Raw genomic sequence first — 22,953 nt, forward strand, 5'->3', positions numbered from 1 at the left:
ACTCCTTACCTGCCTTCACTCAGTTTTGCATGAGCCTCGCTTACAATCCGTTCCGGGTCTGCAAGTATTTCCGGCCGTTCTTCACCTGCCCGGCCGTTTTTTAAATGAAGCAAATATTCAATATTTCCTTCCGGCCCCTTGATTGGAGAAAACTCCAGATGAAGCACAGAAAATCCAATCGCAGAAGCATGGGAAATCACTGCTTCAATGACCTCTAAGTGAACGCTTTTTTCCCTGACAACGCCTTTTTTTCCTACCTTTTCCCGGCCTGCTTCAAACTGGGGCTTAATCAGGCATACCACTTCTCCATCTTCTGTAAGAAGGTTCTTTACAGGTCCAAGTACCTTTGACAGGGATATAAAGGAAACATCAATGGAAGAGAATGCAATCTTATCTCCAATATCCTCCGGAGTCACATACCGGATGTTGGTCTTTTCCATGCATACCACCCGTTCATCTTCCCGGAGTTTCCAGGCAAGCTGGCCATGGCCCACATCCACTGCATACACCTTTACTGCGCCGTTTTGCAGCATACAGTCGGTAAACCCTCCGGTGGAAGAACCTACATCCATACAGATCTTTCCTTCCAGAGTCACATCAAAATGAGTCATGGCTTTTTCAAGCTTTAAGCCTCCCCGGCTCACATACTTTAACGTATTGCCTCTCACCTCAATCACAGAAGTATCTGCAAACATGGTTCCTGCTTTGTCTTCTTTGTCCCCGTCAACGTATACGATCCCGGACATGATGATGGCTTTGGCCTTTTCCCTGGACTCTGCAAGCCCCTGCTTTACTAAAAGCACATCTAGTCGTTCTTTCATTCCCTGCTCTCTTCCCCTGCTTTGTCTTTATATTTTTTCCATTCAGCATTCTGGCGTTCCATATCAAGGTATTCCTTTTTCAGGCGCCAGATGACGGAATCACTGTCGATTCCCAGACCCTTTCTTAAAAGAGAGACGTTGCCGTGTTCCACATAGGAATCCGGCAAAGCAATATTTAAGACCTTTACCTGGGGATAATGCTCGTGAATATAGCCGGTGACCGTAAGGCCATAGCCTCCCTGAAGAACGTTCTCTTCCATGGTGACGACGAGCCAGTGATTTTTTGCCAGGTGATCCACCAGTTCTTTATCAAAAGGCTTGATAAAACGGCCATTGGCCAACGTACAGCTCCAGCCTTCCGCTTTCAGCTTCTGTCTGACATGTTCTCCGGTACTGACCATGCTGCCAACGGCAAGAAGGGCAATGTCCTTTTCTTCATAGATCATCTCTCCCTTTCCATGGCAGATAGGAGCGCGGAATTCCTTTAAGCCCTGATAAGCCTCTCCTCTGGGGTAGCGGACCGCAATGGGACCGCCATAGGACAGGGCATACTCCAATCCATCCATCAGTTCCCACATATTCTTGGGTGCAAATACACTCATACTGGGAATGGCGGATAAAAAGGAATAATCAAAGATGCCCTGATGAGTCTCCCCGTCACTTCCCACCAGTCCGGCCCGGTCAACCGCAAAGACCACGGGCAGGTTCTGTATGCAGACGTCATGAAGCACCTGGTCAAATCCCCGCTGGAGAAACGAGGAATAAACCGCTACCACCGGTTTCAGCCCTCCGGCTGCCATTCCGGCTGCAGACGTGACTGCATGTTCCTCTGCAATTCCCACGTCAAAAAAGCGGTTCGGATACTGTTTTGAAAATCGCTTTAAGCCTGTTCCGTCAGGCATGGCAGCCGTAACTGCCACGATCTTTTCATCGGCTTTTGCCAGACTACAGATAGTTTTGGAAAACACATCCGTATAGCTGGGGTTCTTTTTTGTCTTCTTTGGTTCCCCTGTCAGTATGTCAAAGGGTTCCACTCCATGAAATCTGGAGGGATTTCTCTCCGCCGGGGCATAGCCTTTTCCTTTTTGTGTAATCACATGAACCAGAACCGTATGATCTAATTTCTTGGCCTCCCGGAAAGCTCTGGATAAAGCCTTAACATTATGGCCATCCACCGGACCTAAATAGGTGATTCCCATGTTCTCAAAGAGCATTCCAGGAATCAAAAGCTGCTTGATGCCGTTCTTTGTCCGGCTGATCTTCTCAATGAGGGAATCTCCAACCACGGGAATTCTGGACAGAATATTGGTGACGTGCTTTTTTAAATCCAGGTAACCGTCTCCGGTACGGATGCCGCTTAAATAAGCAGACATGCCACCCACATTCTCGGATATGGACATATTATTATCATTGAGAATAATGATAAAATTCTTTTCCATTCTTGCCGCATTATTTAATGCCTCATAAGCCATACCTCCGGTCAGAGCACCGTCACCGATCACCGATACCACATAGTGGTCTTGTCCCAGTACGTCTCTTGCCTGCGCCAGACCAAGGCCGGCAGAAACAGACGTAGAACTGTGTCCGGTATCAAAAGCATCACAGGGGCTTTCCTTTCTCTTTGGAAAACCGCTCATGCCTCCGAACTGGCGCAGATCATCAAACGCCGCCTTTCTGCCGCTTAATATCTTATGGGTATAAGACTGGTGCCCTACATCCCAGACGACTTTGTCCCTTGGGAGATCAAAGGCCAGATATATGGCCATGGTCAGTTCCACCACACCTAAGTTGGAGGCCAGATGGCCTCCAATGTTGCTTATCTTTTCCAATAAAAAGTCCCGGATTTCCTGACTGAGGATATCAAGTTCCTGTTTTTCCAGCTTTTTGATGTCTTCTGGTCCGTTTATTAATTCCAATATCATATTCTAATCAGATCCTTTATTTTTCCCGGTTCACCAGCATACGGATCAATTCTTCCAGGAATTCGTTGGTTCCCGGAAGTTCATGAAGACAGAGAACCGCCTTTTCTGACATGATCTCCACATCCTGCTTTGCCTTTGTCATGCCATTTAATGACACATAGGTAGTTTTATGGTTCTTTTCATCACTTAATACCGGCTTTCCAAGAACTTCATCACTGCTGGTCAGATCCAGGATATCGTCCTGAATCTGAAAAGCCATGCCAACCAGCAAAGCGATCTTTTCCACCAATTTTAACTGTTCTTCGTCAGCTCCTCCCAAGATAGCTCCGATCATCATGGAGGCTTCCAGGAGCGCACCTGTTTTCAGGCGGTAAATAAAGTTAAGCTTATCCTCTGGAATCGGCTTTCCGGCAAGTTCCACATCAACAGTCTGTCCGCCAATCATGCCGAAAATACCTGTCTTCTCTGCCAAAAGGCCCATACAGCGGGCAACCCTGTCGGGTCTGTCCGTCAGGGCCAGGGACTTTGCTGCCGTTTCCATGGAATAGATCAAAAGGCCGTCTCCGGCCAGCACTGCCATATCATAGCCAAACTTGACCCATGCCGTAGGCATTCCCCGGCGCAGGGTATCATTATCCATACACGGAAGGTCATCATGGATGAGCGATGAGGTGTGGATCATCTCGATTGCTGCCATGAAGGGTTCGATCTCTTTTCCTTTTCCTCCGAACAAACGGTAGGTTTCTTCCATCAGCATGGGGCGGAGTCTCTTTCCTCCGGCACGGACACTGTAGTCCATGGCCTCCAGCACTGTTTTCTGATATCCCTCCACCGATGGTAAGTATGCTTCCACCACCTGCCGGACTTCTTCTGTCCGGACAGATAACATCTCTTTAAAGTTCACGGTCTTCACCATTTTCCTCTAATACAATAATCTTTTTTTCGACTTTATCTATCTTTTCATTGCAGGACTTGACAAGTCTCATGCCTGTCTCATAATACTGGAAGGATTCTTCCAGAGAGCTTTCTCCGCTCTCCAGCTTTTTAATCAGCTCTTCCAGTTCTGTAAATGTCTCTTCAATGGTCTTTTCTTTTTTCGCTGCCATGGCCGGCCTCCTTATTTACTTTCCAAACTGCCACCTTTTGGCTCCTGGTTCGGAGTGACTCGGGAAACCACAGCTTCCATGCTGCCATCCCGGATTCTCAAGCGGATGCTGTCTCCGTTCTTCACCTGTTTTATGGAGTCGATCCGCTGCCCTTTTTCATCGGTTACAAATCCATATCCGCCGCCGATCTTTTTTAAGGGAGACTGGGCTTCTAAGCGGCCGGTAAACAACTCCAGCCTGTGTCTGTCCCGAACTGCCTGCTTTTCCATCAGGTTCTTGAACCGGAGAGCAAATTCAGCCACCTCTGCCTTATCCCTTGCGGTCTTTGCAAGCATTAGCGTCTGAAGCTTTTCTTCCATATCGGAAAGCCTCTGCCGGTTCTCCCGGATAGTCCGTCTTGGGTCAAAATATTTAAGTCTCAGCCCATACTGGTCTGCATGGAAGCGGTAACGCTCTGTCTTTCGCTCCATGGTCTTACTTAAGGTGTTTCGGTATAACTGTATCTGTTCTTCAAACAGGCGGTAATCAAATACGGCCAGCTCAGCAGCCGCAGAGGGCGTTGGCGCGCGCATGTCCGCCACATAATCGGCAATTGTCACATCTGTTTCATGGCCAACTGCAGAAATCACAGGAGTGGAACACTGAAAAATGGCCCTTGCCACTATTTCTTCATTAAATGCCCATAGATCCTCAATGGAACCGCCGCCTCTTCCTACGATAAGAACATCAAGTCCCATCTGGTCCAGAACCCCGATTCCTTTTGCAATGCTTTCCTTTGCACTCTCCCCCTGCACAAGTGCCGGGTAGAGATATAACTGCACGTAAGGATTTCTCCTTGCCGATATATTCATAATATCCCGGATCGCAGCTCCTGTGGGAGCCGTCACGATCCCAATGGTCTTTGCATACCTGGGAATCGGCTTTTTATATTCAGGGGAAAACATCCCCATCTCTTCCAATTCATTGCGCAGTTTTTGAAACCGCTCAAATAAATCACCCAGCCCTTCTTTGGTGATCTCCTGGGCATAGAGCTGGTACCGTCCGTCCCGCTCATATACCTCCACACTTCCTTTCACCACCACCTGCTGGCCTTCTTCCATCTGAAAAGAAAGCCCCTTCCGGTATCCGGCAAACATGACTGCAGCGATGGAAGACTTCCCATCCTTTAAGGTAAAGTAAATGTGGCCGGATGTGTGATACTTGCAGTTGGAGACTTCCCCTTTTACGGAAATTTTGTTCAAAGCAAAATCCTGGGCAAACATATTCTTAATGTAGGCATTGACCTGTGAAACGGAATAAGCCCCAGCCATATTACACCAGCTTTGCCAGGACTCCGTTAATAAATGCCGGAGCTTCATTCCCGCCGTACCTTTTTGCCAGTTCCACAGCCTCATTGATGGCTACTTTTTCCGGTACGTCTTTATCAAATAAAATCTCATAAAGGGCTAGACGGAGGATTGTAAGTTCGGCTCTGCCCATACGCTTTGTCTTCCAGCCTTCTGCCACCTCATTGATCTTTTGATCCAGTTCCGGGATCTTTAACATGACAGCTTCTGCCTTTTCTTTTAACTGGCCGGCATTCTCACCGCTCATAGCCACATCGTGGATGATTTCCTCTATCCCTTCTGTGTTTATGTCATACTCCATTGGTTCCTCAAAATATTGGATAAGCTGTTCCTCTTTTTCCTCTGCCGGATAGAAATCCGCACAAAAAAGCAGCTTAAAGCAGTGTTCACGCATTTTACTTCTGGTCATTTACCATGGTCCTCCTGTTGGTAATTTTTCTGGACGTTTGGAATTATTATACCTTAATGGGGATTTTTATACAACTTAAATTTTACAGGCCCTGTTGACCCCCATATTACAGCTGAGGTTCAATTGCAAACTGGTTCTTCCCTTTTCCTTTTGCCTGATACAGTGCCACATCGGCCCGTTTCAGTATGGCATCGTAATCGTTTTCATGTTCTCCCACCAGCGTAATGCCGATGCTGGCATGGATATTTCCTGAGATATTAAACGCATTTAAAATCCGCTGTGCTATGGCTTCCGGCTGCTTTCTGCCTCTCATTCCATACAGCCAGATACAGAATTCATCTCCGCCGAACCGGACGATCACATCCTCCTGTCTGGTACATGCACTTAATATCTGTCCTACCTCTACCAAAACAAGATCTCCTTTGTGATGTCCATAGGTGTCATTGATTTTCTTAAAATCATCAATATCCAAAAACATACAGGCATAGAACCTGTTATTTCCCACACCTTTTAATCCCTGGGACACAAGCCTTCCGGCGGTTTCCCTGGTATAAACTCCTGTCAGATAATCCTTTTGCGCCCGCATTTCTTCCTTCTGCCGTAAATGCAGGATGCCAAGAATCAGCAAAACTGCACATACAAGCATGACTGTAGAACTGGTGATAAAGCCTAAGGTCAGTCCACGGATCCGGTGCAGCACGCTCTCATATCCTTCCGTTTCCACAAGGGATGCCACCATTAAGCGTTCTATGCCGGAGGGCTGGAAATACAAAAGCCGCTTGTTGTTATTTTCATAATAAATCAGGTAGCCGGCCTGTCCGTTCTTCACCAGCTCCTGCATCTTTTTTAAAGACTGTCCATTCCGGTACTCCATGTTCTTTAACAGTTCAAAAATGGTGCCTTTTCGGGCGGCAAAAGGGGTTGAGACCAGCAGTTCTCCAGTTTCCGTAAATATGAAATTGACACCATAAGGACTGAACTGGGCATTGTTTAGATACGTTTCAAACTCCGCTACCGTATATTCCATAAAGGCGGCTCCCCTTACCTGCTCCTCTCTTACGATGGGGACTGCAAGTACGATTCCATCCTGTCCTTCAAAATCCCCTGGAAGCAGTCTGGAAACCGATTCTCTCCCTTTAAGGGCCTGCTGATAATAGGTACGGTCGGAAATGTTTCCGGATTTATGATTCCCGTAATAGATATTTCCCTTTAAATCAGCCACGCCGAGCCTAAAATCCTGGCTGTTGTATTCTTCCACAAGCTCCCACCAGGTTTCATTGCCGGAACCGTCCGGCAGGTCACAGTAGGAAGCAAACAATTTAAGCCATTCAAGCTTCGCCTCTGTAAAGCTCTGCAAATAGTTTAAAACCTTATCATTCTCCCGCTTCAAGTCACGGTATGTCTGTTTTATCAGGCTGGTTTCCACTTCCCTGAAATAATAAAGATTTAATCCGCAAATCCCTATTATTACCGAAACCACAAGACCAAATAGCCCCATTACCCTTGGTAAATAATGATTCCTGTCCCTATGATTGATCATATAAAAAAGCACCTGTCCTTAACATCCTGTCCTAACACTTAGGATTCATTATAAATCCTGTCTAATTCCATTACAAGATAAACTTTCTTACATAAATCAAAAGAAAAACGGGGGTAAGGACCACCGAGTGGTCCACCCCCGCTATAGATGCTACATCTATTTGTTTTCTTCCAAAGCTACACCGGCGATCCGGATATTCACATCCAGAACCGTAAGGCCCGTCATATTCTCGATTGCAGCCTGCACTTTTTCCTGAACCTTCTCACTGACGGAAGGTATGCTGTAACCATATTTGATATTCAGGGACAGTTCGACGGATACATGCTCTTCCGTCAGTTCCACCTTAACGCCTTTGGATAAGTTTTTCATGCCAAGCTTAGCCACCAGTTCATTGGTGATGTTGCCCGCCATGGAATCTACACCTTCTACCTCGGTTGCAGCAAGACCTGCGATGATAGCTACCACATCATCTGCGATCTGCACTTCGCCGATTTTATCTTTTTCATATACTTTGTGAGTATTTCTGCTTTCCAGTTCTGCCACAGCAATTCCCTCCTGTACTTAATATTTCCGGGTTATGGAATTATTATAGCAAAATTGTCCGTCCTTTGCAAAGGCTTTTTATTCTTCCAGTTTCATAAGAGTAATGACAATATTTTCAGCACCAACTTCTGCTTTTCTCTTTACGATATCCTCGATCTGGGCACGCTGCGGGTCAGTGATGCTGGAGGCATTGATGACAACATCTACCTTTCCGTTAGAAATGCTGACAACCGGATCTGCAAAGCCTTTGGCAAGAAGAAGCGTCTCTGCTGCGCTTTCTTTTTCGGAAATGGCTGTCATATCGATCATTTCCTGAATGGCCTGCTGTTTTGCCGATTCTTCGATGTTTGGATTGTTAATCAGATTCATTAAGGTCTCTTTGTTCCTGGCTCTGACCTGCTCTCTGTTTAACTGGACACTTGATATGTAATCGGTCACATTCATTCCGCTTGTTAAAACAGCTTCTCCCGGATTATCAAGACCGGTATCTGCTGCCTGTGTTTCTCCTTCTGCAAGCTGGGGCGCTGCCTGTGTTTCCCCTGCTGCAAGGCTCTCTGCGGCGGCTTCTGTATTTGCTGCTGCCTGATCATCTGCTACTCCTGCGCTTTCTGCGGCAGCCATTTTATCCACATCCGAAGCGTCCTGGTCAAGGCTTACAATATCCTGACCTGTACCACTGCCGTCAAGGGCATTATTCTCCGCTAAGACATCTTCTTCGGATATATCGGTAAGTCCTGCTTCATAAACATCATTATCCGAAGATACTTCCTGCTTTCCGGCATAATTCAAATATCCGGCTGCGGCAATCATAACGGCCAGCGTGGTAATGATAATCTGGTTTCTCCGGAACAGTTTCTTCATATCCATTTTCTTTGGGGTTTTAGGGACATTTGGTTCATTGCTTGTTTTCCAACTTCTCATACCTGACACTCCTTTTTATTCCACCCTCTTTAATACTTTTATTTTATGTGGGGGCAGGTTAAATAATGCTTCCATGGCACTGGAAATTTCAGCTTTTACCGTAGGACTGCCTCCGCCCTGGGCACTGATAATGATTCCTTCGATTTCTGGACTTATCTCTTTCTCCACAATTGGAGCGGTATTTTCTCCTGAACCGGTTAAAATCGTGCTTTCCTGCTGCTCTGAACTGGTTATTCTTCTCGTTCCTCCGGAACTGTCTTTTTCATCTGTTGAAGAATCCGATGTGTTTTTGTCCACCCTCAAAACTTTCTCCTTTGAGGATTTCAGCACAATCATCACCTCCACCTGTCCAACTCCATCTACGGTTTTCAGGATCTTCTTCACCCTCGCCTCCAGCTGTGCCTCATAAGTCGTGTCTGCCCCTGCAGCCACCGGCGCATCCTGGTTTGAAGGCTCTGTGACAAGCCCTTTTTGCAATTCTGACTGGCCTTTGCTTTCTGCTGTCTTTCCTTCTTTCAGGATCATGCCTGAGCCGGAGGGAATCGTAAGGATCAGGATAATCATTCCAACCGCCAGCAGGATCAGCCATTTATCCTTTCCCATCTTCCACTTGAATTTCAATATCCTGTTCCTCCAAATCATAATATTCCGCAATTCGTCTTCTAAGACCTGATAATCGTGAATTTTCTTCCTGTCTCTTCTGATTTCCGTTATCCGGCCTGGATTCTGTGATTTTTACCCCCTCCACTTCCGGTATTTTTTTAATGGGGGCAATTGATTCTGCCTCAGAAACGGCTTTTGCCTCCGTTTCTGAGGCTTCCGGTGTAAGCACCATGGATACCCGGACCACGTGGCCAAAACGGCTGCTTTCCTGATCCTGATTGATCTCTGCTTTTGCTTCTCTGCAGCCGAAGCCGGAGGACTCTGCCATGGATTTTAAATCCTCTGAAACAGCTTCCTCGTACCGGGTGATCATCTTGTTCAGCCTTTGTCCTTCCATTTTAGAGATTTCACCTGTCAGTTCTCCCGCCTCCTTTTTTAAGCTGATCGCTTCAAAGTAATAAGCCAGGGTATCATCAAGCCTCAAGCCTCCCGTTACAGGTTTTAAAACCAGAAGGATGAGGACCATACCTGCAAAAAAACGGATGTATTTCTCATATTTTCTATTTGGAAGAAGGTTTGTTACAACCGTTATAAATATCAGATAATATGTAATATTGCGTATCCATTCAAATAATTGTTCCATAGATTCACCCGGAATAATAAGTTACGTTGGTCGAAGCACATACAAGCGCTATGGTAATTACAAACAGCAAAACGCCGGAGGCTGCAATGGACAGCAGCATTTTGTGACCTTTGGCAATATCGGAAATACAGGAAACGATCCGCTTATCGCATACCGGCTGGAGCAGGGCCGCCACACACTGGTAAAGCAGCATGAGCACTACAAGCTTTATTAAAGGAATAGCTGCTATGATAAGCAGGATCACAATACCGGCGGCACCGATGGTATTTTTTATGATCACCCCGGAACCCAGAACCATCTGTGCCACAGAGCTTACCCCCTGTCCGATCCCGGGAACTGCTCCGATCAGCTTTTGGACCGCTCCGGTTTTCATGGAATCCACATAAGGAAGAACCATTGCCTGGATGATCTGGAAACCAAGCACGATTCCAATCAGTGTTTTTAAGCTCCAGGAAACGATCTGCTCTAAAAGCTCTGTCATCTTTGAAAGCATGTCTTCCTTTGCAATATGCCCTGCCATAACAAGAAGCGCATAGACGCGGATCAGGGATAAGAGTACATTTCCCAACAGCCACTGGACCCCTGCAATGACAAACAGGGTAAATCCGTAAGAGGCTGCTGCTGTTACGCTTCCTCCCGCAAATGCCACCGCAAGGAAATAGGCCGGAAGCAACGCTCTCATAAAGTCAATGATCTGCCCAAGCACATCTCCCACTATGGTCACACTGGTAAAAAAACTGGCGGCAAGATAGGTAAAAAGAAGCAAATAAGTGACAAAGAAACCGGTTTCTGAAATCTGGCTCCCTGCAAACACACTGGAAAAATTAGAAAATACCGCTCCAATGATTCCCAGAATAATGATCTGCCCCATCATATGGCCACTCGTTTTTATCTCTCCCAGCAAAAGATCTTTTATGGCATTGCCTACTTGTCCCATGACCTGGTCAAGCTTTCCGGCCATCAGGTCTTTCATCAGATCTTTAAAAGAAAGATCCAGCCCCTGTTTTCCATTCATGCGGTCCAGAAATGTCTGGATATCCGACAGATCATACTGGTCAAGGTCAACATCTTCGCTCTCTGTTTTGCCTCCGGTCATATCCGTTCTTGAATCGGCTTGTGATGCAAAGCAATTCATGGAAAAAAAGATCATGAACATCAGGCACAGCAGAACACGTGTGAATCTTTTCATGGCCTTTCTCCCTTCTGTTATGATAAAAACACCCGCAGCGTTTCAATAAGTGCAAGTAGAATGGGCATGCTGACTGCCAGGACAGACAGCTTTCCAAATATTTCAATCTGAGTTCCTATGGCTCCATAACCGGCATCCTTACAAATTCCTGAAGCAAATTCTGCAATGTAGGTAATGCCAATCATTTTTACCAGAGTAGACAGATAGATGTTATTGATTTTTATGTAGGACTGGATCTCCTTCATGGTATCTAAAATGGTGGTAAGCTTTCCCATACCGTAGAAAAAAATAAAAAAGCCTGCCGCCATGACCACATAGATTCCGTACTCCCCTTTCATTCCCTTTAAGGAAACTGCCAAAAGCACCGCCACAATCCCTGTTACGGCTATCGTCACTACTGTCATACGCTCACCTACAATGCAAACAGATTCTTTATGGATTCAAATAACTGGTATATGTAAGGCACAAGCCAGAACAGCACCAGGACCAGTCCCGCAAGACTTGTTAAGAATGCCTGTTCATCCCGTCCGCTGTGTTTTAAAACCTGGCAAATAACGGAAACCAGGATTCCAACTGCTGCAATCTTAAAAATCAAATTGACCCCCATGCTATCCTCCTTAATACATTACAATGGTCAGGAACAGTCCGCCCATGATTCCAAGGGTAGTATAGAGACGGCTTTTTTCCTGCTTATGTTTTCTTAAATAATTGATGGATAAATCCAGCTGCTCCAGATAAAGCAGAATATTTCTTTCCTGCATATCCATATCAAGATAGCCCAGATGTTCCCCCAGACCTTTTAGATTCTGTTTGTCCTCCCTGGATAAACAGACCTCCTTTGGCAGCTTATCAATCTCGTCCTGCCAGACTGTAAAAAAGGGTTCTCCATGCTGCTCCATCAGCCGCTCCGAAACTGCCAGAAACAAATCACCGATTCCGCCTCCCGCCTTTTTTCCGGTTCTTTCAAAGGCCTCGGTCAGAGGGGAATTGGCGTAGACGATCTCTCCTTTTAACAAAAAGATCATCTTCTTTAGCTTTTCCAGGGTTTTTAAATGCTCCCCCCACTGGGCTGCCATGTAAAAGCCCAGTCCGGAAGAGGAGATAATTACAAGTGCCGCTCCCAGTATCTTTATATAAGTTCTATCCATAGACACACTCCTGCCTGTCCCAGCCCACTCCTGCGGGATGATACGGTGCCTTATATAACTGGGTTCCCCTGGAGTCGTAGATCTGATCAATGTTACCGATCTTTCCCTGACAGTTTAAGATCACGTAACGCTCAAAGATCCGTTCTTCCACCAGCTTTCTTAAAACCGGCTTCTGCCTGATATCTTCAATGGAACAGCCATGGACCGTTGCAATCAGTTTGCAGCCGCAGTTCATTACATATTCTATGGCCTCTAAATCTTCTCTGCTTCCGATCTCGTCCACAGCGATCACTCTGGGAGACATGGTCCGGATCAACATCATCATGCCTTTTGCTTTTGGACAGCAGTCTAAAATATCGGTCCGGATTCCCAGTTCATTCTGCGGAACTCCCTGATAACAGGCTCCGATCTCAGAACGCTCATCAACCACACCGACCGTAAGGCCCGGATAGTCTTTGGAACCGTTGGACACCTGCCGGATCAAATCCCTGAGTAAGGTAGTCTTTCCGCACCTTGGGGGCGAAATGATCAGCGTATGACAGATTTCCTTTCCTGCTTCATATAAATAGGGAAGAACAGGCAAGGCACAGCCCTTTACCTGATGGGACAGCCGGACATTAATAAAAGATATGTACTTCATGGTCTTGATGCCGGACTCGTCCAGAATGGTCTTTCCTGCAATTCCGATTCGATGGCCTCCCTGTATGGTGATAAATCCCTGCTTCATCTCCTCTTCAAAGGCGTACAGGGAATGATTGCTCATGTATTCCATGGTTTCCTTTAATTCATTCTTGGCAACTATAAACGCATCCGTTCGCTCCCTGCTTAAAGCTCCGCTTTGAGACACATAATATTCTTCGTTCCGGTATACCATCAAAAGAGGACCAGCGGCCCGGAGCCGGATTTCCTGAACCTCATCAAAGTCTACGGATACCCGGCTTAAAATCTCTCTTATGTTCCTGGAAAATATATGAATAAGCTCGTCTTTCCTTTCCACCATCATCCCTCCTCTTACCTCAATATATGTATGGTGGGACAAATTATTCCTTAAAAACTTCTGCCTGTCCTTTTCCCCTTATGAAACGAAAAAAGCGCATCAGGTCCTTCATTCCAAACCTGATGCGCTCACATTTATTCGTTTATAATTCTTCTGATGGACTGAACCGGCATAAAATCGTAATTGGATATCTTGATTCCGTCCTTTGGTCCGCTTGCATGGATCAGCTTATTTCCTCCAGCATAAATCCCGATATGCCCTATGTATGAAATCAGATCTCCGGGCCTTGCATTCTCAATGCCATCCACTTCCGTCCCGGCCTTTCCCTGCTCCTCCGACGTCCTTGGCAGGTTCACTCCAAACTGTTTATAAATGCTTAAAACAAATCCGGAACAGTCCGCACCTTCTGTAAGACTTGTCCCTCCATAGACATAAGGGTTTCCAAGAAACTGCCTGGCATAATTAGCAACCTCTTCTCCTTTTGCTGAACTAACCCCCGGAGAATAAGGACCTTTTAAATTCATTCCCGGCCCGGCCAGCTTCTCAAAGGGCATTGGTGGCACTAAAGGAATGGATGAATTTGTAAGGGTGTCTGCCTTTGCAGGAAAGCTGCCTGCAAGTATCATTACAAAACCGGATAGTAAAACTGTTGTCAATGTCTTTCTCTGCATATATATTCTCCCTGTCTGGCGTTTTCTATAATCCCATCTCCACAGCTTCTTCAAGCAGAAACCGGTGATATGTCACGTGGTTTTCATGAAACTTTAAATAATACCGGTAATAGTCAAAGGACGCATCTTCAAAAAATATGATATAATCACATTCCTCCTGATTCGTTTTTTCACAGATGATCCTTCCGTCTGAAAATCTGCCAAAAACACTTAAAATGTCATCAAGGGTCGCATGGGGCTTTTCCACGGCTTGAATGAATTCCCTTAAAAATCCGTTATCTTCTACATTTTTGTATACATATTCCACACCTTCTGCAGGAATCTCAAAACAGAAGCGTTCCTGGTTCCTGGTGATTTTAAGCCTGCCAAGCTTGTCCTTTGTATATTCTTTAAAGCCCTCCATAAATTCCTTTATTTCTTCCTTCGACTCTCCGCTTATCTTCACTATTTTAAACAGAGCTTTTTCCGGATAATAAAACCGGATGGCCTCTTTTTCATATCCCAATTTAATCTGCACTTCTTTTATCGAATTAATGAGCATTTGCTCCAGAAAAGCATATTGCATATCCGTTCTCCCAACTGTAAGCCTGTCCTATAATATGGCTGTCTCCCTGTCTATTATAGACAGTCATACCCATACCAGTCAAGTATGTTTCTCTTACTGATGAAGTCTTCGGATAATTTTATAAATAATGGCACCCTCCATGACCAGCGGCTGGGCATGGGCAAAAAACACGATTCCTTCTGCCGGAGCCAGAATCTGGCTTATGATTTCTCCCTCCATAGGGTCAAAAATCTCCGCCAGCACATCTCCGCGCCTTACCTCCTGTCCCGGTTCAAAGTGAGGGCGGTATATCCCTGCACAGTCTGTACGGACGCTGGCCAGGTCATGTTCCCGGAGAACGGAGGCAATGTACCCGCTGTGACTGGTATAACGGATCATTCCCATGCGGGTCAAAAAACGCAGCACCGATGCCACTGCCATTTTAGCAGACGGCTCGTCGATTTTATCTGTGCCGCTGGTATATATGGAAAATGCATTGGTGTTATTTAACTGCCAGTTATAATTGAGTGTTACCTTGTCAATGGGCTTTGCTTCCCGGATAACCACATAAGGGAGACCGAACAGGTTGGCAAGGCTTGGATTCTGACGGCCTGTATCCATCATTCGCACATGGGGAATAAAGTTACCTGGAATATAAAAACTGGTAAACTGGATTCCATAGCTGTATTCCTTAACCGCATGAAAAATACCGGCAGCAATCCGCTTTGTAGTCTCTCCCTCCATGTCTCCGGGAAAGCTCCGGTTAATATCTGAATCATCGGCAGACCAGAATCTTTTTCCAAGATTGATGGAAGACGTGTTCATGGTGGGAATGACCAGAATCTCCTTGCCCTTTACGATGGCTCCCCGCTCTTCCAGATCTTTTAACTGCCGGATAAGCTGGGAGCAGATATAAAGCTGCTGGATTTCATTGCCCCGGCATGCCCCAATGATACAGGCAGATTTATCTCCTTTTCCAAAGTGGTACCCGTATATATTCATATCGTCCCGGTAAAGGTTGCTCAGTGTGAAAACTGCTTCTTTTCTCATACTTCTTCCCCTCCCAACACTCTGGCTAACAGGGAACCTGTGGATACCACCGGATATTCTCTTAAGGTAAATATAAGTCCGGATATTGGGGAAAGGATCTCTTCCACCACAGACCCGTCAAGGGGATTTAATATCTGTCCCATGGGCTGTCTTTCTTCTACTATCCCCAAATGCTCCACCAGAGGAATAAAGATTCCGGGCTTTTGCGCATGTAACAGCCCCAGTTTCCTGTTTAAGGAAATCATAGGGTTCTTCGGAGTAATGGTCTCCCCATCCCAGATACCAAGCTCCTTCATGAGACAAAAAATCCCGTCCGTCAGCTGGCGGCCGTAGCTTTTGGTGATACGCATGCCGACCCCCATCTCCACCACAAACGTAGGGACACCAATGCTGTTTAATCCATGGGAAAGGGTGGATTCCAACACCACCGGACTTTCGTGAATCCACACCAGATCCACATTCATCAGCCTTGCATAACGAATCAGGGCATCGGCCCGCTTTTCGCTCATACGTATCTGAGGAATCTCTCTTAAAAAAACGCTGCTGGCGTGAATATCCACGCAAAAATCCGAGCCGGATATGTCCGCCATGATCCTGGAAGCGATATGCTCCGTTACCGCCCCTTCCTCATCTCCCGGAAAAATCCGGTTCATATCAATATCAAAACCAGGCACTCCTCTGGTAATGGAATCCAGCCCCAGAGGATTCAGTGCCGGGTAAATGTCTACAATTCCTTTTAAATGCTCTATATTCTCCTGCAGAATACGGTTTAACTCATAACATACAAACTGTCCTTCCAGTTCGTCACCATGAACCCCGGTTACAATACTCAACCGTTTTTCATTCCCATATAATACTGGCGGCTGGATTCTGTTTTTATAAATGTTCCAGTTTTCCCCTACTGCCAGGCCAACAGATACAACCGTCTCTACCATAATTCCCCTCACCTTTTGTTTCTGCTTTTTTCCTGTTTTAACAATAAAACAGGCTTTGACAAACGTCAAGCGCTTTCTTGCACAAAAAATGACAACAGGTGCCAGACCAGCACCGTTGCCTGTTAAATAATATACCGTTTTTTTAAGTTTTTGTCAATGCACGCCACACTTTGCAGAAAACCTTATTCCTTTATCACTACCCCCAGATAACGGGAAAGCTCTGCCGCCTGATATAAATCCACCACTGCTCCGCTTATCTCCCTGCCGTCATCGGAAAGCAGCAATCCCCGGATGGAGCTTGTGGTAAAATCCATCCCCTTTAATGAGGTCTTAAAAAAACTGGCTTTTTCAAGAACCATCTTGTCCCATTTCACATCTTTTAAATGACACTGGGTGAAAAAAGTTCCCCGAAACTGGCTCTCTGTAAAGCGGACATGTTCCAATTTTGAAGCGTCAAAATTGGCATAATCAAAATTGCAGTTCGCTGCGGACAAATAAAGAACCGTACTTCCGCAAAATGTAGCCCCAATTCCTTTGGAATCATGGAATTCCATACGGTTAAAGTAACTGTCTGAAAAGTTGCAGTTTGATATGTCACAAGAACGGAATATTACATCACTGAATTCCCCTCTTTCAAAACTGCAGTTCTGAAAGGTGCAGTTTTCAAATACCACAGCCTGAAAACGCATGTGGGACAGTTCCTCTTCCGTCATGTGGATATTCCGGACCAGGACATGCCTCACTGCCTCGTCATCGTCCTTTCTAAGGAACAGCTCTTCCATATTCTCAAGAACCACTTCCAGTTCTCCTGTTAGAATCGGTGTAAGAAATTTCTGACCCATCCTTTGTTTCTCCTTCTCCTTATTTATGATACGGCTCCCCGTTCATGATCCGGTAACTGCGGTAAATCTGCTCCAGCAAAATTACACGCATCAGCTGATGGGGAAAGGTCATGGGGGAAAAGCTCAGCTTGTAATCCGCCCGTCTTAAAACGGATTCAGACAGCCCAAGAGAACCGCCTATTACAAACACGATCTGACTGGTTCCCCCCACTCCCAGGGCACGGAGCTTTTCCGACAGCTTTACGGAGCTTACCATCTCTCCTTCAATCGCCAAAGCCACCACATAGGCACCATCTTTAATAGAAGAAAGGATCCGCTCTCCTTCTTTGTCCTTGATCTGGCGCTCCACAGCTTCACCGGCATTGTCCGGTGTCTTCTCATCCGGCACCTGAACGATGTCCAGCTTACAGTAGCGGCTCAGTCTTTTCGTATATTCTGCAATGGCGTCGGTATAGAACTTTTCCTTGATCTTACCGACCGTAACCAGCGTTATCCTCATTAAATTCTCCTTATTTGTCAAGCTCCTTCTTCATCATTGCAATCAGGAGCTTTGTTACATCCCTGACTGATTTTTTCTGACCGTTCTGGACCTTGCGCACCACTTTTCCTTCCGGCTTAATATTTATTTGATACACAATCCGTAAAAATTCTTCGGCTTCTTCCCAGGCTTCCCGGCTCTCCGGGATTAAATCAAGTCCCATCTGAAAGACGTGAAACATTCCCTCGTATACGGACAGCCGGTGTTTCACACCGGCCTTTTTAAGCTTTTCCGCCACTGAAAGAGTATCACTTAACAGGACCTCATAGCTTCCTGCCTGCAAAAGAACCGGAGGAAATCCTTTAAAATCACCAAACAGAGGGGATATATAAGGATCTTTTGGGTCTCCTTCTCCAATATAAGAAGAGTCATAAAGCATATTCCGGGTGGAATTTCCAAATAACGGATCGATCTCGTAATTTGTCTTATGGCTTTCTCCGCTGTTGGTTAAATCCGTCCAGGCAGACATGGTTATGAAACCACCGGGCATAGGAAGATTATGGTCCTTTAGATACAGGCCTAAAGCCAGGCCCAGGCCGCCTCCTGCTGAATCTCCTGCAATAACAATGTTTTCCGGGTCGTATTTTTTCTCATTCAAAAGCCATTCATACGCTGCTGCTGCATCGGAAAGAGCCGCAGGATAGGGATGTTCCGGCGCCACCCGGTAATCCGGAGTGAGTACGTCCCCGCCATAGCTGATCTTGGAATACCGGACCGCAAATCTCCGGTAAATATTCTTCATAGGACCGATGTAGCCCCCGCCGTGAAGCTGTAAGATGACACGTCCGGTCACCACGCCGGACGGCCGCAGATACTCCATGTGAAAAGCCCCTTCTTCAATGATCTCATATTCATACCCAGATGGACAGACCCAGGCCGGCTCTACCGGATTCTTTCTCAGTTCCCCGTTCTGTATCGGTTCTTTTAACGATGTCTCCATTACATTCTGCATCATTTCTCTCACCAGATTTCCTCTTACGCTTACGTTTTTTCTTCTCAACACAAAGACAACTCCTTCCTGTCTTTATACATGAAACCGCCGCTTTAATTCATTTTTAAAACTGCGGTCCCCAAGCACAATGGTGACTATCAATATAACAACAGTCACTGCAACAGTAACAATGGTAAGAGGCAGTCTGGTAATCAGTCCTGCTGCCCATAGAATGGGAGGAATAAAGCTGAATACCGTAATGGCGATCTGATACATAAAATAGCTCTGCCAGTTCATACGGTTTACCAAAATCAAAAACACCACCGCCAGGTCCGCAAACAAAATGGTACTGGGAACTCCATAATTCAACGACCAGCCGTTATAACCCGAGGACCAGTCAATGGCCACCCAAAGCACTTGCGCTGCTGCCGACTGAAGAAGAATCTTGGACCCCAGATTTGCATGGCGCATCAGGGAATAACGGACCGTCATGGCGGCATAGGCCATGAGGGCAATGGCAATGACAGACCACATGGAACCGGAATATGTGGCATAATTGATAATTCCAAGAACAGCAGCCACAAACACCATCAATCCATAAAAGAGATTGGCAAGCTTTTTCATCTTTTCCTTGTCATAACGGATCTGAGGATACATCCCTTTGTCATCCCGTTTATCCGGAACGCCGTTGCTTTCCAGAGCCACAGGAATGTTCTCCTCCTTTAAAAAGGAAAAAAAACGGTCCTGAAGCCTGGTATCCTGAAAAACAGAGGTAAAGGTCACGATTACCTCATCTCCATAAGAACATACGGCACACTTCATGGGCTGCCTTTTGGAAACTCCGATCAGCATGTGGAATCTTTCAATATCTTTTCTGTATTCCTCTAAGATATCAATGGGACCGATGTTTGAAAGAGTCATGGTATATGCTCTGTCGTTCCTTCTGAAAATAAGATTTAAAGCCCCCCATTTTACAAACAGAGGCGTGGCCCGCAGATACCACTTCTTTTCACTGGAAACATTATAGGAAATCACTTCCTCCATCTTTTCCTTTGTGATCTTATGGTCCATCTGGGAACTGACCGTCTTTAAGATTTCCGTAAAGGTATGCTCTTTTCCGTCTGAAAGAAACTCAATCAGAGTAACTGCGAAAAAATTAGCCATGGTCCTGGAATCAAAAAAGGTTCTGAGATTAATGGGAATGCTGATCCCAATAGGCTTATGGCAGGGCTTTTCTAAATAATATTCCTGATAGATGGCCCAGATAAGAGCTGCCGTAAGGAACCTGGTTATGCTGACACCGTAACGCCTGCCCGCCTCCTTTAATTCCTTTAGGCCCACATAGCCATGAAGAATATTCTCTTCATCAAGAGGAAGTACATCTCCCTTGATAGGAAGAGCTGCCCTGGAGCTGTATTTGCGCTTTAGGGTCTTTTTATAATTGCGGACGTAACTGTCCTCCACATTCATGGAGATCTCCGGGGATATTTTCTTTTCAAATTGAAACCCGGTCCGTGAACCGTTCTTTAAATCCACATACCGGTAAACCAGTGCTTTTAAAAAATTGACGGCACCCAGTCCGTCGGTAATGGCGTGAAACACTTCTAAATTGATCCGCCTGCCGTAATAGCTGACCCGGAACAGGTACTGGTGGCTGCTCCGTGGTTCGATGTATTTGCAGGGGTAAGTGGTCTCCCTTTCGATTACCGGCATACGCTTGTTATTCTCAAAATAATACCAGAAAAATCCTCTCCCAAGCCTTACGGAAAATCCTTCAAACTGAGGCAGGACCTCTTCCAGAGCACTTTGAAGGGTTCCTGCATCCACTTCTTCCTTTAACGTAGCCGAAATCCGGAATACACTGCTTAAATTTTTACTTGCTATGACAGGAAAAATCTTTGCCGTATTGTCAAGTCTTCTCCATCTCTCTCCCTGTGGGCTTCGCTTCATCCAGTCTGTGCCTCTTTTCTCTTTCCATTCTGCTGGTGCTTAAAGAATCTGACTTCTGAATTCAGAAAAAGGCGGATTCCCCATGTATCCGGCAGGAAATCCGCCTTTTTGCCTTACCTAGACGCGGAAATAATATCCCACGCCCCATTTGGTATGCACGTATTTGGGATCGCTTGGACTAGGCTCGATCTTCTCTCTTAAACGCCGTACATGAACATCCACGGTGCGGACATCGCCTGTATCCATAGCCTTATTGCCCCATACAAAGGTAAGAAGCTGTTCCCTGCTGTAAACCTTGCCTGGATTGCAGGTAAGCAGCTCTAATAAGTCAAACTCCTTGGCCGTTAAATTAATCTCTTTTTCTCCGATAAATACCCGTCTGCTGTCCCGGTCAAGTTTTAAATCTCCTGCTGTGACCAGACGGCTCTCCTCCTGACGCTCCCGTCTGCCCTTTTTGGCATTCCGGCGCATGATTGCCTTGATCCTTGCCTTAACTTCAAGAATGTTGAAAGGTTTGGTAATGTAATCATCCGCTCCGTATTCCAGACCCAGAATCTTATCCATATCATTGCCCTTGGCTGTCAGCATGATAATCGGCATCTCGGAAAATTCCCGGATCGCCTGGCACACTTCATAGCCGTCAAACTTTGGAAGCATGACATCAAGAAGCACCACATCATATTCCTTCTGCTTTGCCAGACCAATGGCTTCCTCTCCGTCATACGCACAGTCTACTTCCATGCCATCCTGTTCCAGGCTGAACCTCATCCCCTTCACAATCAGTTTTTCATCATCAACTACTAAAACACTTGCCATATCACACCTCTGTCTTCTATGTTAAACCGTTATATCATCTTTTATCTTTTGAAATGCTGCATCTTTGATCCCGGACACCTTCATAATGTCCTCAATCCTTTTAAAGCCTCCGTGGCTGTCCCGGTATCTTATGATATCCTCTGCCCTGGATTCTCCAATGCCCTTAAGAGTCATCAGTTCTTCTTTGGCGGCAGTATTAAGATTTACCTGTGATTTTCCCTGGGAAAAATCCGCCGGATTTCCTTTTGCCAAACGGGCTTCTTCCCTGCTTAACACTACGATCTTCATGCCATCCCTGATCCGCTCTGCCATATTAAGGCTTTCTGCGGCTGCATCCGGAGTGAATCCTCCCGCCTTTTCCACTGCCTGAAAGACTCTGCTTTCCTCAGGAAGCTCGTAAACACCGGGAGAGACCACTTCCCCGCAGATATGTACATAACAAGGCAGCAACGAAACATCTTCTGTGCTTCCAAAACCGCTGCCCTGGTCATCGTTCTCATGGGATCCCGGAGAATCAGAATTCTGTTCTGCCGGTGATTCTTCCATGGAAAAACGGGTGCCGGCAGATATATTTTCCAATACAGTAATCTCCGGCAACGCATCTACCGCTGTCCGGCTTTTTTGAATTCTGCTGTAACTGTAACATATACCCGAAACAAAAACACATAAAACGATGACCGCAATCTTCGCTTTCTGGTACTTCATGATATCCCTCCTATTACAAAATAATGGAAAAAAAGGATACCATCTTCAGCCTATGTTACTATTCTACCGAAAGAAATAAGTAAATACAAGCACTATTTCCAAATTAATTAAATATCATGATTCCGATGATTGCAACGACAGCACCGATGAGTTTTTTCCATTCAAATCCAACCTTTTCCACACCGAATAATCCAAACACCTCTACTCCGTAAGCCACCAGAATCTGTGAAACCACGATGACAAGAGCTGCCTTTGCCGGTCCCAGGGTCCCCATGCTTTTCACTACGGTATAAGTGATAAATGCTCCGATAATTCCTCCCAGCAGCATATACCTTGGCTGTACATCAAAAAGACCTGATATATTTTCCCGGCCTGAAAAATACCATAAGATGATGCAGGTCAAAAACGCAGTCAGCTGCACCCATCCAGTAGACACCCACATGCTGGTCTGTTTGGTGACTCCTGTATTTAAAACTCCCTGAATGCTCATAAGTGCCCCGGAAATCAGAGCGATCACAAAGCCAGTCATAAAGTACCTCCATTGTCCATTTTTCTTCTATATCCTAGGTTGTGCTTTATTTGCTTTTTTATGCAGATATTATCATTTAACACGACTTGACAACCTTTTGCATTTGCGCTATACTCACAGCAAAATCACAACATTTTTACACGCTAGGGGAGCCTTGGGCTGAGACTGGTAAGAACCTGACCCTCACTACTTGAACCGGATAATACCGGCGGAAGGAAGCTATAGTAGTCCCCTCCTGCGCCAAAGAAGGAGGA

At 45.8% G+C, this 22,953-nt stretch carries 27 protein-coding genes and 1 riboswitch; all 27 genes read right to left on the bottom strand.

All coding sequences use genetic code 11. From position 1 onward, the window contains the following. Nucleotides 1-5: 5 nt before the first annotated feature. On the bottom strand, nt 6-821 hold the full coding sequence (locus tag ACLTWA_RS07350) for a TlyA family RNA methyltransferase (RefSeq protein ID WP_412326961.1): 816 nt from the start codon (nt 819-821) through the stop codon (nt 6-8). Then, a complete protein-coding gene (dxs, locus tag ACLTWA_RS07355; RefSeq protein WP_412326962.1) occupies nt 818-2,743 on the bottom strand; it encodes a 1-deoxy-D-xylulose-5-phosphate synthase in 1,926 nt (641 codons plus the stop codon). Before dxs ends, ACLTWA_RS07350 begins: the two co-directional genes overlap by 4 nt. A gap of 16 nt (nt 2,744-2,759) precedes the next feature. After that, on the bottom strand, nt 2,760-3,659 hold the full coding sequence (locus ACLTWA_RS07360; RefSeq protein WP_412326963.1) for a polyprenyl synthetase family protein: 900 nt from the start codon (nt 3,657-3,659) through the stop codon (nt 2,760-2,762). Beyond that, entirely contained in the window at nt 3,637-3,849 is a 213-nt protein-coding gene (gene xseB / locus ACLTWA_RS07365; RefSeq protein ID WP_412326964.1) for an exodeoxyribonuclease VII small subunit, read from the bottom strand. Before xseB ends, ACLTWA_RS07360 begins: the two co-directional genes overlap by 23 nt. 11 nt (nt 3,850-3,860) lie before the next feature. Beyond that, nucleotides 3,861-5,159 carry an exodeoxyribonuclease VII large subunit gene (xseA, locus tag ACLTWA_RS07370; RefSeq protein WP_412326965.1) on the bottom strand — a complete coding sequence of 433 codons (1,299 nt, stop codon included), beginning with the start codon at nt 5,157-5,159 and terminating at the stop codon, nt 3,861-3,863. A 1-nt stretch (nt 5,160) separates the two neighbouring features. Beyond that, entirely contained in the window at nt 5,161-5,604 is a 444-nt protein-coding gene (gene nusB / locus ACLTWA_RS07375; RefSeq protein WP_412326966.1) for a transcription antitermination factor NusB, read from the bottom strand. 106 nt (nt 5,605-5,710) lie between these two features. After that, nucleotides 5,711-7,144, bottom strand: coding sequence for a diguanylate cyclase domain-containing protein (locus tag ACLTWA_RS07380; RefSeq protein ID WP_412326967.1), 1,434 nt, complete (start codon nt 7,142-7,144; stop codon nt 5,711-5,713). A gap of 156 nt (nt 7,145-7,300) precedes the next feature. Next, a complete protein-coding gene (locus tag ACLTWA_RS07385; RefSeq protein WP_412326968.1) occupies nt 7,301-7,687 on the bottom strand; it encodes an Asp23/Gls24 family envelope stress response protein in 387 nt (128 codons plus the stop codon). A 78-nt stretch (nt 7,688-7,765) separates the two neighbouring features. Next, a complete protein-coding gene (locus ACLTWA_RS07390; RefSeq protein ID WP_412326969.1) occupies nt 7,766-8,608 on the bottom strand; it encodes a SpoIIIAH-like family protein in 843 nt (280 codons plus the stop codon). A gap of 15 nt (nt 8,609-8,623) precedes the next feature. Continuing rightward, nucleotides 8,624-9,250: a stage III sporulation protein AG gene (locus ACLTWA_RS07395; RefSeq protein ID WP_412326970.1), complete on the bottom strand. Its 627-nt coding sequence runs from the start codon at nt 9,248-9,250 to the stop codon at nt 8,624-8,626. Continuing rightward, nucleotides 9,198-9,854 carry a stage III sporulation protein AF gene (locus ACLTWA_RS07400; protein WP_412326971.1) on the bottom strand — a complete coding sequence of 219 codons (657 nt, stop codon included), beginning with the start codon at nt 9,852-9,854 and terminating at the stop codon, nt 9,198-9,200. The genes ACLTWA_RS07395 and ACLTWA_RS07400 overlap by 53 nt, the downstream gene beginning before the upstream one ends. Nucleotides 9,855-9,858: 4 nt before the next feature. Beyond that, nucleotides 9,859-11,043, bottom strand: coding sequence for a stage III sporulation protein AE (locus tag ACLTWA_RS07405; RefSeq protein WP_412326972.1), 1,185 nt, complete (start codon nt 11,041-11,043; stop codon nt 9,859-9,861). 17 nt (nt 11,044-11,060) lie between these two features. Next, nucleotides 11,061-11,447: a stage III sporulation protein AD gene (gene spoIIIAD, locus ACLTWA_RS07410; RefSeq protein WP_412326973.1), complete on the bottom strand. Its 387-nt coding sequence runs from the start codon at nt 11,445-11,447 to the stop codon at nt 11,061-11,063. Nucleotides 11,448-11,455: 8 nt separating this feature from the next. After that, entirely contained in the window at nt 11,456-11,650 is a 195-nt protein-coding gene (gene spoIIIAC, locus ACLTWA_RS07415) for a stage III sporulation protein AC (protein ID WP_412326974.1), read from the bottom strand. Nucleotides 11,651-11,660: 10 nt separating this feature from the next. Next, nucleotides 11,661-12,191 carry a stage III sporulation protein AB gene (locus ACLTWA_RS07420; protein ID WP_412326975.1) on the bottom strand — a complete coding sequence of 177 codons (531 nt, stop codon included), beginning with the start codon at nt 12,189-12,191 and terminating at the stop codon, nt 11,661-11,663. Further along, a complete protein-coding gene (gene spoIIIAA / locus ACLTWA_RS07425) occupies nt 12,184-13,188 on the bottom strand; it encodes a stage III sporulation protein AA (protein WP_412326976.1) in 1,005 nt (334 codons plus the stop codon). The genes ACLTWA_RS07420 and spoIIIAA overlap by 8 nt, the downstream gene beginning before the upstream one ends. Nucleotides 13,189-13,322: 134 nt before the next feature. After that, entirely contained in the window at nt 13,323-13,859 is a 537-nt protein-coding gene (locus ACLTWA_RS07430) for a C40 family peptidase (RefSeq protein ID WP_412326978.1), read from the bottom strand. 25 nt (nt 13,860-13,884) lie between these two features. Beyond that, nucleotides 13,885-14,424, bottom strand: coding sequence for a DUF3877 family protein (locus ACLTWA_RS07435; protein ID WP_412326979.1), 540 nt, complete (start codon nt 14,422-14,424; stop codon nt 13,885-13,887). Nucleotides 14,425-14,517: 93 nt separating this feature from the next. Beyond that, on the bottom strand, nt 14,518-15,453 hold the full coding sequence (locus ACLTWA_RS07440) for a M14 family metallopeptidase (RefSeq protein ID WP_412326980.1): 936 nt from the start codon (nt 15,451-15,453) through the stop codon (nt 14,518-14,520). Beyond that, on the bottom strand, nt 15,450-16,388 hold the full coding sequence (locus ACLTWA_RS07445) for a M14 family metallopeptidase (protein WP_412326981.1): 939 nt from the start codon (nt 16,386-16,388) through the stop codon (nt 15,450-15,452). Before ACLTWA_RS07445 ends, ACLTWA_RS07440 begins: the two co-directional genes overlap by 4 nt. A 182-nt stretch (nt 16,389-16,570) precedes the next feature. Next, complete coding sequence (locus tag ACLTWA_RS07450) at nt 16,571-17,230, bottom strand: pentapeptide repeat-containing protein (protein ID WP_412326983.1); 660 nt, start codon at nt 17,228-17,230, stop codon at nt 16,571-16,573. A gap of 19 nt (nt 17,231-17,249) precedes the next feature. Next, nucleotides 17,250-17,729 (bottom strand): 23S rRNA (pseudouridine(1915)-N(3))-methyltransferase RlmH, encoded by a 480-nt coding sequence (gene rlmH / locus ACLTWA_RS07455; protein WP_412326984.1) that lies wholly within the window; start codon nt 17,727-17,729, stop codon nt 17,250-17,252. Between the two features lie 10 nt (nt 17,730-17,739). Beyond that, nucleotides 17,740-18,768, bottom strand: coding sequence for an alpha/beta hydrolase (locus ACLTWA_RS07460; protein ID WP_412327199.1), 1,029 nt, complete (start codon nt 18,766-18,768; stop codon nt 17,740-17,742). Between the two features lie 24 nt (nt 18,769-18,792). Beyond that, the gene (locus tag ACLTWA_RS07465) at nt 18,793-20,649 is read right to left on the bottom strand and encodes a DUF6320 domain-containing protein (protein ID WP_412326985.1); all 1,857 of its coding nucleotides are present in this window, start codon (nt 20,647-20,649) and stop codon (nt 18,793-18,795) included. 117 nt (nt 20,650-20,766) lie between these two features. Then, nucleotides 20,767-21,465: a response regulator transcription factor gene (locus ACLTWA_RS07470; RefSeq protein ID WP_412326986.1), complete on the bottom strand. Its 699-nt coding sequence runs from the start codon at nt 21,463-21,465 to the stop codon at nt 20,767-20,769. 21 nt (nt 21,466-21,486) lie between these two features. Further along, a complete protein-coding gene (locus tag ACLTWA_RS07475; protein WP_412326987.1) occupies nt 21,487-22,170 on the bottom strand; it encodes a helix-hairpin-helix domain-containing protein in 684 nt (227 codons plus the stop codon). Nucleotides 22,171-22,273: 103 nt separating this feature from the next. Beyond that, nucleotides 22,274-22,699: a DMT family transporter gene (locus tag ACLTWA_RS07480; RefSeq protein ID WP_412326988.1), complete on the bottom strand. Its 426-nt coding sequence runs from the start codon at nt 22,697-22,699 to the stop codon at nt 22,274-22,276. Nucleotides 22,700-22,834: 135 nt separating this feature from the next. Next, nucleotides 22,835-22,933, top strand: a riboswitch (TPP riboswitch). The last annotated feature ends 20 nt before the right edge of the window (nt 22,934-22,953 follow it).

This window comes from Lacrimispora sp. (assembly GCF_046972725.1).
GTDB lineage: Bacteria > Bacillota > Clostridia > Lachnospirales > Lachnospiraceae > Lacrimispora.

Excerpts from the sequence above, each read along its gene's own strand:
- ACLTWA_RS07380 (WP_412326967.1), bottom strand. The coding sequence starts at position 7,144 with ATGATCAATCATAGGGACAGGAATCATTATTTACCAAGGGTAATGGGG.
- xseA (WP_412326965.1), bottom strand. The coding sequence starts at position 5,159 with ATGGCTGGGGCTTATTCCGTTTCACAGGTCAATGCCTACATTAAGAAT.
- ACLTWA_RS07405 (WP_412326972.1), bottom strand. The coding sequence starts at position 11,043 with ATGAAAAGATTCACACGTGTTCTGCTGTGCCTGATGTTCATGATCTTT.
- ACLTWA_RS07350 (WP_412326961.1), bottom strand. The coding sequence starts at position 821 with ATGAAAGAACGACTAGATGTGCTTTTAGTAAAGCAGGGGCTTGCAGAG.
- ACLTWA_RS07420 (WP_412326975.1), bottom strand. The coding sequence starts at position 12,191 with ATGGATAGAACTTATATAAAGATACTGGGAGCGGCACTTGTAATTATC.
- spoIIIAD (WP_412326973.1), bottom strand. The coding sequence starts at position 11,447 with ATGACAGTAGTGACGATAGCCGTAACAGGGATTGTGGCGGTGCTTTTG.
- ACLTWA_RS07360 (WP_412326963.1), bottom strand. The coding sequence starts at position 3,659 with ATGGTGAAGACCGTGAACTTTAAAGAGATGTTATCTGTCCGGACAGAA.
- ACLTWA_RS07395 (WP_412326970.1), bottom strand. The coding sequence starts at position 9,250 with ATGATTTGGAGGAACAGGATATTGAAATTCAAGTGGAAGATGGGAAAG.
- ACLTWA_RS07445 (WP_412326981.1), bottom strand. The coding sequence starts at position 16,388 with ATGGTAGAGACGGTTGTATCTGTTGGCCTGGCAGTAGGGGAAAACTGG.
- ACLTWA_RS07480 (WP_412326988.1), bottom strand. The coding sequence starts at position 22,699 with ATGACTGGCTTTGTGATCGCTCTGATTTCCGGGGCACTTATGAGCATT.
- xseB (WP_412326964.1), bottom strand. The coding sequence starts at position 3,849 with ATGGCAGCGAAAAAAGAAAAGACCATTGAAGAGACATTTACAGAACTG.
- ACLTWA_RS07430 (WP_412326978.1), bottom strand. The coding sequence starts at position 13,859 with ATGCAGAGAAAGACATTGACAACAGTTTTACTATCCGGTTTTGTAATG.
- ACLTWA_RS07440 (WP_412326980.1), bottom strand. The coding sequence starts at position 15,453 with ATGAGAAAAGAAGCAGTTTTCACACTGAGCAACCTTTACCGGGACGAT.
- ACLTWA_RS07400 (WP_412326971.1), bottom strand. The coding sequence starts at position 9,854 with ATGGAACAATTATTTGAATGGATACGCAATATTACATATTATCTGATA.
- ACLTWA_RS07390 (WP_412326969.1), bottom strand. The coding sequence starts at position 8,608 with ATGAGAAGTTGGAAAACAAGCAATGAACCAAATGTCCCTAAAACCCCA.
- ACLTWA_RS07470 (WP_412326986.1), bottom strand. The coding sequence starts at position 21,465 with ATGGCAAGTGTTTTAGTAGTTGATGATGAAAAACTGATTGTGAAGGGG.
- nusB (WP_412326966.1), bottom strand. The coding sequence starts at position 5,604 with ATGACCAGAAGTAAAATGCGTGAACACTGCTTTAAGCTGCTTTTTTGT.
- rlmH (WP_412326984.1), bottom strand. The coding sequence starts at position 17,729 with ATGAGGATAACGCTGGTTACGGTCGGTAAGATCAAGGAAAAGTTCTAT.
- dxs (WP_412326962.1), bottom strand. The coding sequence starts at position 2,743 with ATGATATTGGAATTAATAAACGGACCAGAAGACATCAAAAAGCTGGAA.
- ACLTWA_RS07435 (WP_412326979.1), bottom strand. The coding sequence starts at position 14,424 with ATGCAATATGCTTTTCTGGAGCAAATGCTCATTAATTCGATAAAAGAA.
- ACLTWA_RS07475 (WP_412326987.1), bottom strand. The coding sequence starts at position 22,170 with ATGAAGTACCAGAAAGCGAAGATTGCGGTCATCGTTTTATGTGTTTTT.
- ACLTWA_RS07450 (WP_412326983.1), bottom strand. The coding sequence starts at position 17,230 with ATGGGTCAGAAATTTCTTACACCGATTCTAACAGGAGAACTGGAAGTG.
- spoIIIAC (WP_412326974.1), bottom strand. The coding sequence starts at position 11,650 with ATGGGGGTCAATTTGATTTTTAAGATTGCAGCAGTTGGAATCCTGGTT.
- ACLTWA_RS07465 (WP_412326985.1), bottom strand. The coding sequence starts at position 20,649 with ATGAAGCGAAGCCCACAGGGAGAGAGATGGAGAAGACTTGACAATACG.